This is a genomic window from Burkholderia paludis, assembly GCF_000732615.1.
Taxonomy (GTDB): Bacteria; Pseudomonadota; Gammaproteobacteria; order Burkholderiales; family Burkholderiaceae; genus Burkholderia; species Burkholderia paludis.
Genome location: NZ_JPGL01000109.1, coordinates 1 through 15387, shown reverse-complemented (window position 1 = coordinate 15387; position 15387 = coordinate 1). Strand labels below are relative to the sequence as shown.

The following is a 15387-nucleotide window of genomic DNA, read 5'->3' as shown; positions in this document are numbered from 1 at the left end:
ATGGCAGCCATGCTAACCCGCGTTTGATTCCTCACGGCAGGCCAGCCTTTGCCCCACGGGAGTCATACTGACTAGCGCGCCGGGCCAGCCGGCGTGGCACCGGCCGGTATGGCGCGGCGCGGGCGCCGTCCGGTGCCGGACGACACCCGGCCGGCGGCCGTCACTCGGCGGCGGCCGCCGTCTTGCGCGGACGCCGTGCGCGCGGCGCCGCCTTGCGGGCCGGTTTCTTCGGCTTGGCTTCGGCCGGCGCCTCGGCGGCGGATTCGGCCGGCGCGGCGGCGACCTCGCCGGCTGCCGGCTCGGCGCGCGTCACCGCGGCGTGCCGCTCGTCGCCCTGCTCCGCGTCGCGATGCGTGTCGTCGAAATGCCTGTCATGCGCGTGCTCGTCGCCACCGTGCTTCGCCGCCCCGTGCCCGGCATCGTCCGCCTTCGCGGTCGCATGACGGCCCGTCCGCTTCGCGGCGGCGCCCTTCTTCGCGCCGGTCTTCTTCGCCGTGCTCTTGCGCGCATGCTTGCGGCCCGCCTTCTCGTCGCCGTGCACGTCGGCCGCGTCGCCCGCGTCCACCGCTTCGGTCGCGCCGGGCGGCACGGCGGCCGCCGGCTCGAAGGCTTCGGCCAATGCCGCTTCGTCCGCCTCGACCTCGACGCTTTCATGCGCGAGCGCTTCGGCCCGCTGCTCGCGACGCCGCGACTCGCGCCCGGCCCGCGCCGGCTCCGCCGCGCGCGCACCGTGATGGGCGCCCGGGTGGGCGGCCCCGCCGTCGCCGGCCGTCATCGCGACAGGCTCGGCAACAGCCGGCTGGCGAGCCCGCGACACGAACGCGCCCGACTTGTCGTCGCGCCCCACTTCGAGCAGGCCGCGTGCCTGCGCCTCGTCGAGCAGGTTGCCGAACGCGCGGAATCCGTAATACGACTCGTTGAAATCCGGCTTGCGGCGCTTGATCGCGCTCTTGAGCACCGACGCCCAGATCTTGCCGACGTCGTCGCGCTCCGACGCGAGCGCATCGAACGTCTCGACCGCCAGCGCGATCGCCTCGGACTTGCGCGCGTCCAGGTCGTGCTTGCGCGACGGCTCGTCCGGCCGCTTCGCGCCGCCGTTGCCCGCGCGCTGCTGCTGTTCGCGCTTCGCGAGCGCGCGCTGCTGCTCGCGCACCAGATCGTCGTAGAAAATGAATTCGTCGCAGTTCGCGACCAGCAGATCCGACGTCGACTTCTTCACGCCGACGCCGATCACCTTCTTCGCGTTCTCGCGCAGCTTCGACACGAGCGGCGAGAAATCCGAGTCGCCGCTGATGATCACGAACGTATCGACGTGCGACTTCGTGTAGCAAAGGTCGAGCGCGTCCACGACGAGCCGGATGTCGGCCGAATTCTTGCCCGACTGGCGCACGTGCGGAATCTCGATCAGCTCGAAGCTCGCCTCGTGCATCGACGCCTTGAAGCCCTTGTAGCGATCCCAGTCGCAATAGGCCTTCTTCACGACGATGCTGCCCTTCAGCAGCAGGCGCTCCAGCACGGGCTTGATGTCGAACTTCTCGTACTTCGCGTCGCGCACGCCGAGCGCGACGTTCTCGAAGTCGCAGAACACGGCCATGCTGACGTTGTCCAGGGGTAATGCCATGTGTACTCCAACCGGTGAGCCGATGCGTTGTATGACGTAGCGGCGAAAAATGCATCGCGCACATGATAGCCGGTCGGCGCGTCATTCCCGAATCCGCGTGAACGAACGACGGCCGGAACGACCGTCGCGCCACCGGGAATCGGACCCGGTACGCCCGATGCCGGTACGCCCCTTAATACGCACCCGCCACCGGGGCAATTCGACATTACACTTGAGTTATCGGTCGTCCGTCCCCATCTGGAAGGACGACGCATCGAGCAAGGAGCGGTTTCATGACGACGAAGGTACTGCTGATTGGCGCGACCGGCCGCACGGGCCAGGCCTGCGCGGATCTGCTGCTCAAGCAGCCGGAGTTCGAGGTCACGGCGCTCGTGCGCCGGCACGGCTATGCGCTGCCGGGCGCGCGGGTCGTCGAGGCCGATCTGACGAACGATTTCTCGCACGCATTCCAGGGCATCACGCACGTGATCTACGCAGCCGGCTCGGCCGAATCGGACGGGGCGGCCGAAGAGGAACAGGTCGACCGCGACGCGGTCGCCCGCGCGGCCGAATACGCGCTGGCCTACAACGCGCAGAAGCTGGTGGTGATCAGCTCGCTGTCCGCGTACCGGCCCGAACACGGCCCGGACGCGCTGCGCCACTATTCCCAGATGAAGCGCGAAGGCGACGACCGCGTGATCGCGTCCGGCGTCGACTATGCAATCCTGCGCCCCGGCCCGCTCACGGACGATCCGGGCGTCGGCAAGATCGCGCTGACCGATGCGTGGCTCGACCCCGCGCCGCCGGTGTCGCGCCAGGACGTGGCGTGGGCCGCGATCGAGGCGATCAAGCTCGGCATCTCGCGCAAGATCGTCGGCTTCGTCGGCGGCAGCGTGCCGATCGAGCAGGCGTTGCGCGCATAGGGCGGCCCGGCGCGCGCCAAGGCGCGCCGTGTCGCACCCGCGGCCCGCACGACGGGCCGCGCTTCGACGCCGGAGCGCCCGGCGTTACTGCTTCGGATGCGCGTCGGCCCACGCCTTGACGGCGTCGAGCGTGTTCTCGACGTGCTTGTCGGGCGACATGCTCGTGTATTCGTAGAGGATCTTCCCCTCCGGCGAAATCACGTAGGACACGCGGTTCGCCCGGTCGATCGCCGGCAGCTTCGCGTCGTATTCACGGATGATCTTCGCGTCCGGATCGGCCGCGACCGGGAACTTGCTCCGGCACTCGCTCACCGAGAACTTCGTCAGCGTGTCGATATTGTCGGCCGATACGCCGATCACCGTCGCGCCGTAAGCCTTGTAACGGTCGACCGCGTCCGCGAACGCGTGCGCCTCGATCGTGCAGCCCTTCGTGAACGCCGCCGGGTAGAAATACAGCACGACCGGCCCCTGCTTCAGCGCGTCCGCGAGCGAGTACGTGTAAGTCTTGCCGCCCAGCGACGCCTGCGTCGTGAAATCGGGCGCCGCGGCGCCCGGCTTCAGTTCCGCCTGCGCCATCAGTGCATGGCCGGCCACCAGCGCCGCCACGGCGGCGCCCAGCAACAGTTTTCGCTTCATCTGCGTCCTCATTTCTTATAAAGTCAGCCTCGACGTACGCCACGCCCGCGTTCGGCTGTCGAACGCGCACGTGCCCGATCCGGTCCAGCGGCGGCGCCACCCGCGCCGGCCCGTTAAAGATTCCGCACAGTCTGCCGTTATTCCTTCCGGACAACCGGTTCCAGCCCTTCACGTCATCGAGAAACATGGAAGCCAACAGGAAACAGACGTCACGCAAGGGCTCCTGGCGCAGCGCCCTGCATACGCTGCGCCGCTTCGCCTGGTCGGGCGGCGCGCTGATGCCCGCGCGCGCCGGCGCGCCGCGACGCGACGACTCCGTGCGCAACTGGCTGGAACAGACGGTCGGCACGGTGGATTTCCTCGCCCATGTCGACCGCGAGCTGCGCTTTCTGTACGTGTCCGACGCGAGCCTGCGCTTCATCGGCTACCACCGCGACTACCTGCACACGCTGACGCTGCGCGACCTGATCGCCGAACAGGATACCGCGGCGCTCGAAGAACTGCTTGCGCGCGCCGCACGTTCCGGCCAGGTCGAGAAGGCGACGATGTGCATCGTCAAGTCGCTCACCTACCCGCTGGACGTCGAGATCCGCGCGTTCAAGAGCCGCCACCACGGCGTCGACGGCTTCGCGATCGCGGCGTTCGACGTGTCGTCGTGGCGCGCGCTCGAGGCGCGCCTCACGTACGAAATGAACCACGACTCGATGACGGGCCTCGACAACCTGTCCGCGCTCGTGCCGGCGCTGATGCGCGCGCAGCAGACCGCCGACGAGAACGGCACCTGCGCGGCGCTGCTGCTGCTCGACCTCGACGACTACCAGCGGATCAACCGCGCGCTCGGCTACGACGCGGGCGACACGCTGCTGCGCGAGACCGCGCAGCGGCTGAAGGCGCTCGTCACGCCGAACGAGCGGCTTGCGCGCGTCGCGAGCGACAAGTTCGCGATCGTGCTCGATGCGGCGGGCCGCACGCAGGCGATCAATGCCGCCGATGCGCTCGCGCGCCGACTGCAGGCCGCCGTGCGCCAGCCCTACGTATACCAGGGGCAGACCGTCCACCTGTCCGCGAGCATCGGCATCGCGCTGTATCCGGACGAGCGCGCGGCGCCGCATCGCGCGCAGCACCACAGCCCGCTGCTGCGCCGCGCCGACCACGCGCTCTCCCAGGCGAAGGCCTCGGGCGGCAACGCGCTCGCGTTCCATGCGCCCGTCGACGATCCGGCCGACGCCGAACGGCTGAAGCTCGAAGCCGACCTGTACGACGGCGTGCGCAACGGCGAGTTCTCGCTCCACTTCCAGCCGATCACGCACAGCCAGTCGGGCGCGGTGGTCGGCGTCGAGGCGCTGATCCGCTGGCGCCATCCGGTGCACGGCCTCGTGCCGCCGGCCACCTTCATTCCGCTCGCCGAGTCGATCGGCCTGATCAACTACCTCGGCAACTGGGTGCTCAAGGCCGCGTGCATGCAGCTCGTCGCGTGGGATCGCCAGGGGCTCGCGCTGCAGTACGTGGCGGTCAACGTGTCGCCGCAGCAGTTCCGCGACCCGCGCTTCACGCAGAGCGTGCGCGAGGCGATTTCGCTGACGGGCATCGACCCGCGCCGCATCGTGCTCGAAATCACCGAAAGCCTGCTGATGCACGATCCCGCACAGGCAAAGGGGCTGCTCGAGGAGCTGACCGATCTCGGCATCCGCTTCGCGATCGACGATTTCGGCACCGGCTATTCGAGCCTCGCTTACCTGCAGCGCTTCCCGCTTGCAAAGCTGAAGATCGACCGCAGTTTCGTCGAGAACCTGCTGACCTCGCGCAACGACCGCGCAATCGTGTCGGCCGTCGTCGGCCTCGCGCAGACGCTCGATCTCGAGCTCGTCGCCGAAGGCGTCGAGACCGAGGCGCAGCGCGAGCTGCTGACGGAGATGGGCTGCAATCACATTCAGGGCTGGCTCGTCTGCCAGGCGCTGCCGTCCGAGGAGCTCGCGCGGCGCTTCGAGGCGCAGCAGCTGCACCTGCACGCCGCCGCCTGACGCGCGCGGCGAACTGGACAGATCCGTATGTCAATCACCGAACACCTGCCCCGCACAGCATTGCTCGACAAGCTGTGGGCCCGGATGAACGAACGGGGCGACTTCCCGCTGCTGTCGGAATCGCTGCGCGCGACGATGGCCGCGATGAAGAACGACGACCTCGACTTCACTGCGCTCGTGCGCGTCGTGCTGTCGGATTTCGCGCTCACGCAGAAAGTGCTGCGGCTCGCGAACTCCGCGATGTACATGGCGTTCGGCGGCAACATCACGACCGTGACCCGCGCACTGATGGTGCTCGGCATGGATGCCGTCGGCCACCTGGTCGTCGGGCTCAAGCTCGTCGACCATTTCCACCACAGCACGCCGCGGCGCATCGACGCGAAGCTCGAGCTGAACCGCGCGCTGCTGTCCGGCTGCGTCGCGCGCAAGCTCACCGAGCGCGCCGAATTGCGCTCGGGCGAGGAAGCCGTCGTCTGCACCCTGATGCGCCAGGTCGGCAAGCTGCTCGTGGTCTGCTATCTCGACAGCGAATGGGACCGGATCCGCCATCGCGCGGCCGAGCTGAACGGCGACGAATCGGCCGCCTGCCTCGACGTGCTCGGCGTCGGATTCGACGAGATCGGGTTCGAGGCGGCCACGCGCTGGCGGCTGCCCGACGTGATCCGCGCGGGGATGGCCGACCACGACCACCTGGTCCATGCCGACGCATTCGACCACGAAGACGACGACCACGACGCCGGCCCGGCCGATGACGGCCCCGCCGAACGCATCCGCTGGCTGCGCGCGGTGAGCCGCTGTTCGACCGACGTCGCGGGCGCACTCGTGATGCCTGCCAGCCCGCAGCGCGACGCGCGCATCACGGCGCTTGCGCAGCACTACGGCGCGGAACTCGACATGGAGCCCGACGCGCTCGTCGAGATCGCCGAGCGGCTCGCGCGCGAGGAAGCGAGCGACACCGTGATGCGCGAGATCGTCGAGCTGCGCGCGAACGCCGATGCGATCGCGCGCGCACAGGCCACGCCCGAGGCATGCCTCGAGGCCGGCCTGGCGGACCTGCGCGCGCTGCCGTCCGAGCATGTGCTGACGCCGGTGCTCGCGCTCGCGTCGGAAAGCCTGCTGGCCGGCCTCGCGTTCACGCGCACCGTGATGTTCGTGCGGCACGACGACGGCATGTTCGCCGCGCGCCTGGGCTTCGGCCCCGGCGTCGATACGGCGCTCGACCGGCTGCGTTTCGACGAGCGTTTCGAGCCGGACGTGTTCCACCTCGCGATCTCCAACTCGGTCGGCATCTTCATCGAGCAGGCGCAGGAACCGAAGATGCTCAAGCGCCTGCCCGCGTGGTATCGCGACGCGTTCTGCGACACGAGCGCATTCGTGCTGCTGCCCGTGCGCGTCGGCACGACGACGGTTGCGCTGCTTTACGGCGACTGGGCCGGCGCGCAGCCCGCGCGCAAGATCACGCAGCAGGAGATGGGCGTGCTCAATGAGCTTGCCCGCGAACTGGGCCGGTTCTTCCCCGCCTAGCGCCACTGCCGCCGCCGTTTCCGGCTCGCCAAAAACAAACCGGCCGCATCTGCGGCCGGTTTGCTTGCATCGTGCGATCGGACGACGCGCTTACTTGAGCGTCACGGGCACGCTGAAGTACTTCTTCGCGAGGTTGTCGATCGTGCCGTCGGCCTTCAGTTCCTTCAGCGCCTGATCGAGCGCGGTCTTCAGCGCCGCGTCGTTCTTGCGCAGACCGAAGCCGACGCCCGAGCCGAGGATCTCGGTGTCGCTGACCGTGCCGCCCGCGAACGCGAAGCCCTGCCCTTGCGGCTTCGTCAGGAAGCCCTTCGAGCCGGCTTCCGAATCCTGGAACGCCGCGTCGAGACGGCCCGACTTCAGGTCGGCGTAGGCCAGATCCTGCGTCTGGTACGGCACGACTTCGACGCCTGCCGGCGCCCACTTCTTCTTCGCGTACGCTTCCTGGATCGTGCCCTGCAGCACGCCGACGCGCTTGCCCTTCAGCGACTGCGGGGTCGGCAGCAGGCCGCTGCCCTGCTTCGCGATCAGCTGGTTCGGGATCGTGTAGATCGGATCGGTGAACGCGATCGCGTGCTTGCGCTGGTCGGTGATCGTCATGTCCGAATTGATCGCGTCGAACTTGCGCGCCTGCAGCGCCGGGATCAGGCCGTCGAAGTCGTTCTCGACCCACACGCACTTCGTCTTCAGCTTCGCGCACACCGCGTTGCCGATATCGATGTCGAAGCCGGTCAGCTTGCCGTCGGGCGTCTTGTATTCGAACGGTGCGTACGAGGCTTCGACGCCGAACCGGATCTCCTTCAGATCCGCGGCAACCGCGCTGCCTGCCGCCACCGCCGATGCCGCCACCACCGCATGCGCGGCCACTTTACGCCAATCCAACTTCATCAGGTGTTCTCCTCGATACTCGAATGTTCCGGAACTACGGGCGCTTGCATCATTGCAGGGTCGGATGACCGCGACAACGTGACAGCCGCGCCGTGATGCGGCGCAACAGCCGCAAGGGCGCGATTGTACCAATCCGCGAGGCTCGATACGGCAAAGCGGCCGTCGGGGTGCGATGCTGCGGTGCGCATGAGACGCCGGCCGGGCCGGCCGCCGAACTTGCAAGACGATGTCGCAAATACGCAATCCGGCCCCACGGGCCGGTCAGACCAGCGCCGCGATCGTCTCGCGCGTCGTATCGACGACCAGCAGGCCCGCGCGCAGGCCCGGCTTCACGGCCGGGTTCGGAAACACGATCCGCTCCTCGTCGTGCCGCACCGTGTAACGGTAGTCGCCGTCCTGCGCGAGCACCGTGCCGCGCGCAAACGCGGTGAAATTCGCGACGTCGGCCGCGACGAACAGCTCGAGCGCATCGCTCTGCTTCGTGATCTGGTCGATCACCGTGAACACGCGCGGCAACGGCGCGCCGGCGTCGCGCGGCGCACCCGACACGAGCGCGCGCACCGCGCGGTCGGCCGGCGCGAAACGCGTCAGGTCGTTCTGGCCGAACGGCCGCACCTTGCCGAGCTCGAGCGTGCACGCGAGCGCGCCGCAGTGCTCGGCCGTGAAGTGCGAATACGTGTTGCCCTTCGCGGTATGCAGCAGCACGGCCGCGATGCGCGCCTCGCCGAGCCATTCGACCATCGTGCGGGTCGGCGGCGTGCCCGTGTGCGGCAGCAGCGCGAACTGTTCGAATACCGACGCGCGAATCGCGGTATGCATGTCGATGTGCCAGCGCGCGCCGCCCGCCGGCGCCGCCGCGAAGAACGCGGCCGCGGCCGCTTCGAGCTGCGCGGCGCGCGGCGCCTCGCGGCTCGCCGGCACCTGCGCGTGGCGGCCGCTGAACAGGCGGTTCAGGTCGTCGTCGAGATAGCGTTCGCCCGCCCGCATCGCCGGCACGTTGCCGAGCACGACGAGCAGCCGGCACGCGAGCGGCAGTGCGCCGGACGCGAGATCGCGCACGAGCATCGACAGCAGTTCGATCGGCGCCGTCTCGTCGCCGTGCACGCCGGCCGACACGAGCACGCTCGCCCGCGCCGGTTCGGCCGGCGTCGCCGGTTCGAGCGCGAGCACCCCGTCGCCGAGCCATTGCCAGCGCAGCGCACCGCCTGCACACATGCCGTCCGTCACGGCCGGCGCCGCGCCGGCCAGCGTGAATGCGAGAAAGTCGTCGAGCGGCGCGGCGTCCGGCATCCGTGCCTCAGCGCTGGAAGTCATACAGCGACCCGACGCGCAGGATCTGCGTAAGCTCGTCGAGCGCCGTGCGCGATTCGTCGAGCAGCTTCGGATCGGCGAGGTCTTCCGGTGCGAGCCGATCGCGATAGTGCCGGTCGATCCACGTATCGAGCGACGCGAACAGCGTGTCGTTGATCCACACGTTCGACGTGACGGCCGCGCGCTCCGCGTCGTTCAGCACGACGCGCAGGCGCAGGCACGCCGGGCCGCCGCCGTTCTTCATGCTTTCGCGCAGGTCGAACACGAGCACGTCGTGAATCGGGCCGTTGCCGGCCGCGAGCCGGTCGAGATAGGCCGCGACGTTCGCGTTCTCGCGGCATTCCTGCGGCACCACGAGCACCTGCGAGCCGTCCGCGCGCGACAGCAGCTGGCTGTTGAACAGGTACGACGTCACCGCGTCGTTCACGCTCACGGCCGCGTCGGGCACCTCGATCACGTTCAGGCGCGCGCCGCGTGCGTCGAGCGCGGCGGTCAGCGTGTCGTAGATCGCCTGCCGGTTGACGAACGCGCGTTCGTGCGTGAACAGCGTGTCGCGGTTGCCGACCGAGATCACGTCGTTGTGGAACACGCCCGCGTCGATCACGTCCGGATCCTGCTGCGCATAGACCGTCGCCTCCTCGGCAAGCCCGTGGCGATGCGCGACCGCGCGGCTCGCCTCGAAGGTCTGGCGCGCGGGAAAACGCTTCGGCTCGGGGCCGCGGCGGTATTCCGCGCGGCCGTACACGAAGAACTCGACGCCCGGCTTGCCGTATTCGGCGCAGAAGCGCGTGTGGTTCGCCGCGCCTTCGTCGCCGAGCGCCGGCGTGCCGGTCAGCGCTTCGTGCACCGCGAAATGCGCGGGATCGGCGAACAGCGTCGACAGCGTGCGGCGCGTCGCGTCGTGTTCGATCGCGCGATGCAGCTTGCTGCACAGGTTCGCCGGCGTGAAGTGCACGCGGCCGTCGCTCGTGTCGGCCGACGGGCTGACGGTGGCCGCGTTCGCGGTCCACATCGCCGACGCCGAGCTCGCTGCCGCAAGCAGTTCGGGCGCCTGCTTCGCGGCCTTCGCGATCACGTCCGCGTCCTTGCCCGAGAAGCCGAGCTCGCGCAGCAGGCGCAGCGACGGCCGCTCCTGCGGCGGCAGCACGCCTTGCGCGAAACCGAGATCCGCGAGCTGCTTCATCTTGCGCAGCCCCTGCTTCGCGGCGGCCTTCGGATTCGCGGCCGACTTCTCGTTGTTGAGCGACGCCACGTTGCCGAACGACAGCCCGGCGTAGTTGTGGGTCGGGCCGACGAGCCCGTCGAAATTGGCTTCTTGTGCGTTCATCGTCGTTCCCTCGATCAGAAATGCAGGCCCGGCGACAGGCTCGCGGGCAAGGTCAGTTGCGTGCTTTCCACCGACGCCATCGGATAGGCGCAATAGTCGGCCGCGTAGTACGCGCTCGGCCGGTGGTTGCCCGAACGGCCCGTGCCGCCGAACGGCGCGGCGGACGATGCGCCGTTGGTCGGGCGATTCCAGTTGACGATCCCGGCGCGGATCGTGCGGCGGAAGTGCTCCCATGCCTTCGCGTCGTCGGCCAGCAGGCCGGCCGACAGGCCGAACGCCGTATCGTTCGCGCGCTCGATCGCCTCGTCGAACGTCGCGTGGCGCACAATCTGCGCGAGCGGGCCGAAATGTTCCTCGTCGGGCAGGTTCGCCACGCCCGTCACGTCGACGATCGCCGCGTTCACGAAACCGAGGCGCGGATCGCGCTGCGTCATCGCGATGATCGGCTTCGCGCCCTGCTCGACCAGACGCGACTGCGCGTCGACGAGCTTCGCGGCCGCGCGCGCCGAAATCACCGCGCCCATGAACGGCTGCGGATCGGCGTCGAACACGTCGGCCGTGATCTTCGACGTCACGTCGACGAGGCGCGCGAGGAAGCGGTCGCCGAACGCGCCCTGCGGCACGAAGATGCGGCGCGCGCAGGTGCAGCGCTGGCCGGCCGACAGGAACGCCGACTGGATCGTGTGATGCACGGCCGCGTCGATATCCTCGACTTCGCCGATCACGAGCGGGTTGTTGCCGCCCATTTCGAGCGCCAGCACGATTTCCGGACGGCCGCCGAACTGCCGGTGCAGCAGCGTGCCCGTGTCGGAGCTGCCGGTGAAGAACAGTCCGTCGATCTGCCGATGGTTCGCGAGCGCGATGCCCGTGTCCTTCTCGCCCTGCACGAGGTTCAGCACGCCGGCCGGCAGCCCGGCTTCCTGCCACACTTCGACCGTTGCGCGCGCGACGCCCGGCGCAAGCTCCGACGGCTTGAACACGACCGCGTTGCCGGCGATCAGCGCGGGCACGATATGGCCGTTCGGCAGGTGGCCGGGGAAGTTGTACGGGCCGAACACCGCGACCACGCCGTGCGGGCGATGGCGCAGCACCGCGATGCCGTCGGCCATCTCCTGACGCTTCTCGCCGGTGCGCTCCTGGTAGGCCTGGATCGAGATGCCGACCTTCGCGGCCATCGATGCGACTTCCGTGCGCGCTTCCCACAGCGGCTTGCCCGTCTCGCGGCCGATCGCCGTGGCGATCGCTTCCTTGCGTTCGTTGAGCAACGCGGCAAAACGCTTGACGATCGCGCAGCGCGACTCGAAGTCGAGCGCCGACCAGCCGGCGAAGGCGCGGCGCGCGCTCGCGACCGCACGGTCGACGTCGGCTGCCGACGCGCTCTCGCCCTGCCAGGCGATCTCGTCGGTGCCCGGGTTGCGCGAAGCGAACACGGGGCCCGAGCCTGCGACCCAGGCGCCGTCGATGAAGAGTTCCGTCATGATTCGTTTATCCCTGTTTGACTTTGAGCGGCAGCACGCGAACCGGATCGCCGGCCTTCACGTCGAGCGCGGCGGCATCGTCGGCGGACAGCACGAACGCGCCGTTCGCCACGACGCCCGGCGCGACGCCGACGCGGAAATCGCCGAGCGACGTGTTCGAGACGAGCGACTTCGGCGGATGGCCGCCCTGCGCGTCGTCCGCGGCGTCGGGCACGCCGATCGCGACCGGCACGACGACGCTCTCGCGCACCGTGCGCAGGTCGTTCACGTGGCATTCGAGCACGGGGCCCGCGTCGAAGATGTCGACGTGATTCTGGTAGCGCAGCCCTTCCGCCTCGAGCATCTTGCGCGCCGGCAGCGTGTCGCGATGCGTGAGGCCGACCGCGTCCTGCGCATCCTGCGGCAGCAGGTCGACATACACCGGGTAGCGCGGCATCAGCTCCGCGAGGAACGACTTGCGGCCGTGCGAGCTCAGGTAATCGGCCGCGTTGAAGTCGATCTGGTAGAAATGCGAACCGACTGCGCGCCAGAACGGCGACGTGCCGTCCTCGTCGAAGTGGCCGCGCAGTTCCGCGCAGATGCGCTCCGGAAAGCGCTCGCGGAATTGCGCGATGAACATGAAGCGCGAGCGCGACAGCAGGCCGCCGACGCCGCCCGTGCGATAGCGCGGGCTCAGGAACAGCGAGCAGACCTCCGCGTAACCGGTCAGGTCGTGCGAGATGTTCAGCGCGGACATCCGCGTCCACACGCCGAGCTCCTGGCTCGCGTGCACGACCGTGCTCACGCGATAGTTGTAGAACGGCTGTTCGAGGCCGACCTGCGTTTCGATTCCGCACACGCCGGCGATGTCGCCCGTCTTCGACTCCTCCATCACGAAGAAGTAGCCGGCCTCGCCGGGCGCGGCTTCGCCCGCGAGCGTCCGGCGCGTGCGTTCGATGCGCGCGGCGAGCGCGTCGCGGTCGGGCTTGAACGTGGTCAGGCCCGGCCCGGTTTCCTTCGCGAGCGACACGAGCGCGTCGACGTCGCCCGTTTGTACGACCCGAACGACGATCATGCTGCGTCTCCCTTCAAATCTTCCTCGTCGCGGCGGTGCAGCGGCACGCAGCGCACGACATCGCCGTCCTTCACGTCGAGCGCCGCGCGCACGTCGCCGGAGAGCGGCGCATGGGCCGCGTCGCCCGGCAGGTCGGCCAGCACGCAGCGGAACGATTCGCCGCTGCCCGTCGACACCATGTACGCGACTTCGCCCTGTTGATGCGCGGCTTCGCGCACGATGCGCTCGGCGCCGTGCTTCACGCACGCGGTGCGATCGACCTGCGCGGTCAGCACCGGGCCCGCGTCGAAGATGTCGACGAAGCGGTCGGGCTCGAAGCCTTCCTCGAGATGGATGTCGTACGCGAGCAGCGCCGACTCGTTCGGTTCGCCGAGCACGCGCTGCGCGGCTTCAGGCAGCAGCGGCACGTAAAGCGGATAGGCCGGCATCACTTCCGCGATGAAGGTGCGGCTGCGGCCGCCCGACGCGATGTCGACGTCGGTGAAATCGCGGCCGAAGAACTTGCGGCCCACCGCTTCCCAGAACGGCGATGCGCCGTTGCCGTCGCTCACGCCGAGCAGCAGCGTGAACACTTCCGGCGTGAAGCGGCGGCGGTGCGCGGCGATGTACATCATCCGCGCGCGCGAGATCAGGTGCGCGGCGGCGTCGCCGCGCAGCGACGGATCGACGTAGAAGCCCGCGAGCCGGCTCTTGCCGGTCAGCTCGTGCGACATCGTGAGCGCATGGATCTTGCGGTTCACGTGCAGCTCGCGCGACGCGTGGATCAGCGCATCGTTGCGGAACGCATAGAACGGTTCCGAGTAGCCGGCCGCGGCCACGACGCTCGCCGTGCCGAGCAGCTTGCCCGTCGACGAATCCTCGAGCACGAAGAGGTAGAACTCCTCGCCGGCGAAGTCGACGTCCGCGCGAAACGAATCCTCGGAGAGCGCGACGCGCGCCTCGAGCGCCGCGCGGTCGTGCGGCAGCGAGTGCAGGACCGGCTGCGCGGTGCGCGCCATGTGCGCGAGCGCATCGAGATCCGTGAGTTTGCCGGGGCGAACAAATAGCATCGTCGTTCCTGTCTGCGATGGATGCGCCGATCAGCGCGCGGTGGCTTCCTGAGCGGCGAGCACCTGTTCGACGGCTTTCTCGAAGCGCTTGACGCCTTCGTCGAGCAGGTCGAACGGGATCACCAGCGACGGCACGAAGCGCAGCACGTTCGGGCCGGCGATCAGCATGATCAGGCCGTTCTCGGCTGCGGCGGTGACGAAGTCCTTCGCGCGGCCGTCGAATGCGGCGGCGAGTTCGGCGCCGACGAGCAGGCCCTTGCCGCGCACGTCCTTGAAGATGCCGAAGCGCGCGTTGATGCGTTCGAGCGCGCCCTTCAGGCGCACGCTGCGTTCGCGTACGCCTTCGAGGAGGGCCGGATCGCCGATCAGCTCGACGACCTTGTCGGCGATCGCCGATGCGAGCGGGTTGCCGCCGTACGTCGTGCCGTGCACGCCGACCTTGAAGTGCGCGGCCAGCTCGTTCGTCGTCAGCATCGCGCCGATCGGGAAGCCGTTGCCGAGCGCCTTGGCGGTGGTCAGGATGTCCGGCGTGACGCCCGTGTCCATGTATGCGTAGAACTGGCCCGTGCGGCCGACGCCCGTTTGCACTTCGTCGAAAATCAGCAGCGCGTTGTTCGCGTCGCACGCTTCGCGCAGGGCTTTCAGGAATGCCGGATCGGCCGGAATCACGCCGCCCTCGCCCTGCACGGGTTCGACGATCACGGCGCAGGTTTGCGGGCCGATCGCCGCCTTTGCGGCTTCGATGTCGTTGTACGGCAGGTGCTTGATGCCGGCCGGCACGGGGCCGAAGCCTTCCGAGTACTTCGGCTGGCCGCCGACGCTGACCGTAAAGAACGTGCGGCCGTGGAACGACTGCACGAACGAGATGATTTCGACTTTATCGGCGCCGTGGCGATCGAATGCCACGCGGCGCGCCAGTTTCAGTGCGGCTTCGTTCGCTTCCGCGCCCGAGTTCGCGAAGAATGCGCGGTCGGCGAAGGTCAGTGCCTCGAGGCGCTTGGCCAGGCGCAGCACCGGCTCGTTCGTGTAGCCGTTGCCGATGTGCCAGAGCTTGCGGCCCTGCTCGTCCAGGACCTTCAGCAGTTCCGGGTGGCCGTGGCCGAGCGACGTCACGGCGATACCGCAGGCGAAATCGATGTATTCGCGGCCGGCCGTGTCCCACACCCGGGAGCCCTCGGCGCGATCCGGCACGAAAGGCGCGGGGGAAAACACCGGCACCATCACTTCATCGAATGTCTGGCGGGTCACGGTCGAGGTCGTCATGGTCGTTCCTTTCGGTTTCGTAAGAGGGTTCAACAGGATCAAGTTTAGGTAAGGGTGACGCAAGCGTCTTGCGGAATTGCGACGGGTTCTATCGGAAGCCCTTTTTTCCGGTGTCATTTTGCCCTTTCAGGGCGGGGGGCTGGGGGTTGGGGTTGAATTTTGGCGGTTCGCCCCGGGCTTTCTTCCGGTGGTTCGCCCGGGCTTTCGTGAAGCACCTGTGATCGTGTCGGTCTGTTTGCGTCGCCCCTGCGCGGGGCGGCGGGTACTTTTCTTTGTCTTGCCAAAGAAAAGGAACCAAAAGAAAGGCGCTTCGAGA

12 protein-coding genes are annotated in these 15387 nt (G+C 68.6%); 3 read left to right on the top strand and 9 right to left on the bottom strand.

Features of this window, described 5'->3' with window-relative positions; all coding sequences use genetic code 11:
- Window positions 1–160: 160 nt before the first annotated feature.
- On the bottom strand, window positions 161–1621 hold the full coding sequence (locus GQ56_RS0137850) for an NYN domain-containing protein (protein WP_031403589.1): 1461 nt from the start codon (window positions 1619–1621) through the stop codon (window positions 161–163).
- A gap of 272 nt (window positions 1622–1893) precedes the next feature.
- Between GQ56_RS0137850 and GQ56_RS0137845 the strand changes: the two genes are divergently transcribed.
- Complete coding sequence (locus GQ56_RS0137845) at window positions 1894–2523, top strand: SDR family oxidoreductase (RefSeq protein WP_031403588.1); 630 nt, start codon at window positions 1894–1896, stop codon at window positions 2521–2523.
- Window positions 2524–2607: 84 nt separating this feature from the next.
- Here the strand turns inward: GQ56_RS0137845 and GQ56_RS0137840 are convergent, their stop codons facing one another.
- A complete protein-coding gene (locus GQ56_RS0137840; protein ID WP_031403587.1) occupies window positions 2608–3159 on the bottom strand; it encodes a peroxiredoxin in 552 nt (183 codons plus the stop codon).
- Between the two features lie 278 nt (window positions 3160–3437).
- On the opposite strand from GQ56_RS0137840, the gene cdpA reads away from it, so the two are divergent.
- Entirely contained in the window at window positions 3438–5180 is a 1743-nt protein-coding gene (gene cdpA, locus GQ56_RS0137835; RefSeq protein ID WP_200878028.1) for a cyclic di-GMP phosphodiesterase CdpA, read from the top strand.
- A gap of 27 nt (window positions 5181–5207) precedes the next feature.
- Complete coding sequence (locus GQ56_RS0137830) at window positions 5208–6704, top strand: HDOD domain-containing protein (protein WP_031403585.1); 1497 nt, start codon at window positions 5208–5210, stop codon at window positions 6702–6704.
- A gap of 90 nt (window positions 6705–6794) precedes the next feature.
- Here GQ56_RS0137830 and GQ56_RS0137825 read toward each other — a convergent pair whose 3' ends face one another.
- The 7 genes from GQ56_RS0137825 to GQ56_RS0137795 all read right to left on the bottom strand — a co-directional run bounded on the left by GQ56_RS0137825 (window position 6795) and on the right by GQ56_RS0137795 (window position 15071).
- Window positions 6795–7589, bottom strand: a complete 795-nt coding sequence (locus GQ56_RS0137825; RefSeq protein ID WP_031403584.1) for an ABC transporter substrate-binding protein — start codon at window positions 7587–7589, stop codon at window positions 6795–6797.
- Between the two features lie 261 nt (window positions 7590–7850).
- Window positions 7851–8879, bottom strand: a complete 1029-nt coding sequence (gene astE, locus GQ56_RS0137820; RefSeq protein ID WP_031403583.1) for a succinylglutamate desuccinylase — start codon at window positions 8877–8879, stop codon at window positions 7851–7853.
- 7 nt (window positions 8880–8886) lie between these two features.
- A complete protein-coding gene (gene astB / locus GQ56_RS0137815; RefSeq protein WP_031403582.1) occupies window positions 8887–10227 on the bottom strand; it encodes an N-succinylarginine dihydrolase in 1341 nt (446 codons plus the stop codon).
- A gap of 14 nt (window positions 10228–10241) precedes the next feature.
- Window positions 10242–11705, bottom strand: a complete 1464-nt coding sequence (gene astD / locus GQ56_RS0137810) for a succinylglutamate-semialdehyde dehydrogenase (protein WP_031403581.1) — start codon at window positions 11703–11705, stop codon at window positions 10242–10244.
- A gap of 7 nt (window positions 11706–11712) precedes the next feature.
- Complete coding sequence (gene astA, locus GQ56_RS0137805) at window positions 11713–12759, bottom strand: arginine N-succinyltransferase (protein WP_031403580.1); 1047 nt, start codon at window positions 12757–12759, stop codon at window positions 11713–11715.
- Entirely contained in the window at window positions 12756–13808 is a 1053-nt protein-coding gene (aruF, locus tag GQ56_RS0137800; RefSeq protein WP_031403579.1) for an arginine/ornithine succinyltransferase subunit alpha, read from the bottom strand. Before aruF ends, astA begins: the two co-directional genes overlap by 4 nt.
- A 30-nt stretch (window positions 13809–13838) precedes the next feature.
- Complete coding sequence (locus tag GQ56_RS0137795; RefSeq protein ID WP_031403578.1) at window positions 13839–15071, bottom strand: aspartate aminotransferase family protein; 1233 nt, start codon at window positions 15069–15071, stop codon at window positions 13839–13841.
- Window positions 15072–15387: the final 316 nt, after the last annotated feature.

What these genes read in the sequence shown, in the direction of transcription:
- GQ56_RS0137850 (WP_031403589.1), bottom strand. Translation starts at nt 1,621, where the DNA reads ATGGCATTACCCCTGGACAACGTCAGCATGGCCGTGTTCTGCGACTTC.
- GQ56_RS0137845 (WP_031403588.1), top strand. Translation starts at nt 1,894, where the DNA reads ATGACGACGAAGGTACTGCTGATTGGCGCGACCGGCCGCACGGGCCAG.
- GQ56_RS0137840 (WP_031403587.1), bottom strand. Translation starts at nt 3,159, where the DNA reads ATGAAGCGAAAACTGTTGCTGGGCGCCGCCGTGGCGGCGCTGGTGGCC.
- cdpA (WP_200878028.1), top strand. Translation starts at nt 3,438, where the DNA reads ATGCCCGCGCGCGCCGGCGCGCCGCGACGCGACGACTCCGTGCGCAAC.
- GQ56_RS0137830 (WP_031403585.1), top strand. Translation starts at nt 5,208, where the DNA reads ATGTCAATCACCGAACACCTGCCCCGCACAGCATTGCTCGACAAGCTG.
- GQ56_RS0137825 (WP_031403584.1), bottom strand. Translation starts at nt 7,589, where the DNA reads ATGAAGTTGGATTGGCGTAAAGTGGCCGCGCATGCGGTGGTGGCGGCA.
- astE (WP_031403583.1), bottom strand. Translation starts at nt 8,879, where the DNA reads ATGCCGGACGCCGCGCCGCTCGACGACTTTCTCGCATTCACGCTGGCC.
- astB (WP_031403582.1), bottom strand. Translation starts at nt 10,227, where the DNA reads ATGAACGCACAAGAAGCCAATTTCGACGGGCTCGTCGGCCCGACCCAC.
- astD (WP_031403581.1), bottom strand. Translation starts at nt 11,705, where the DNA reads ATGACGGAACTCTTCATCGACGGCGCCTGGGTCGCAGGCTCGGGCCCC.
- astA (WP_031403580.1), bottom strand. Translation starts at nt 12,759, where the DNA reads ATGATCGTCGTTCGGGTCGTACAAACGGGCGACGTCGACGCGCTCGTG.
- aruF (WP_031403579.1), bottom strand. Translation starts at nt 13,808, where the DNA reads ATGCTATTTGTTCGCCCCGGCAAACTCACGGATCTCGATGCGCTCGCG.
- GQ56_RS0137795 (WP_031403578.1), bottom strand. Translation starts at nt 15,071, where the DNA reads ATGACGACCTCGACCGTGACCCGCCAGACATTCGATGAAGTGATGGTG.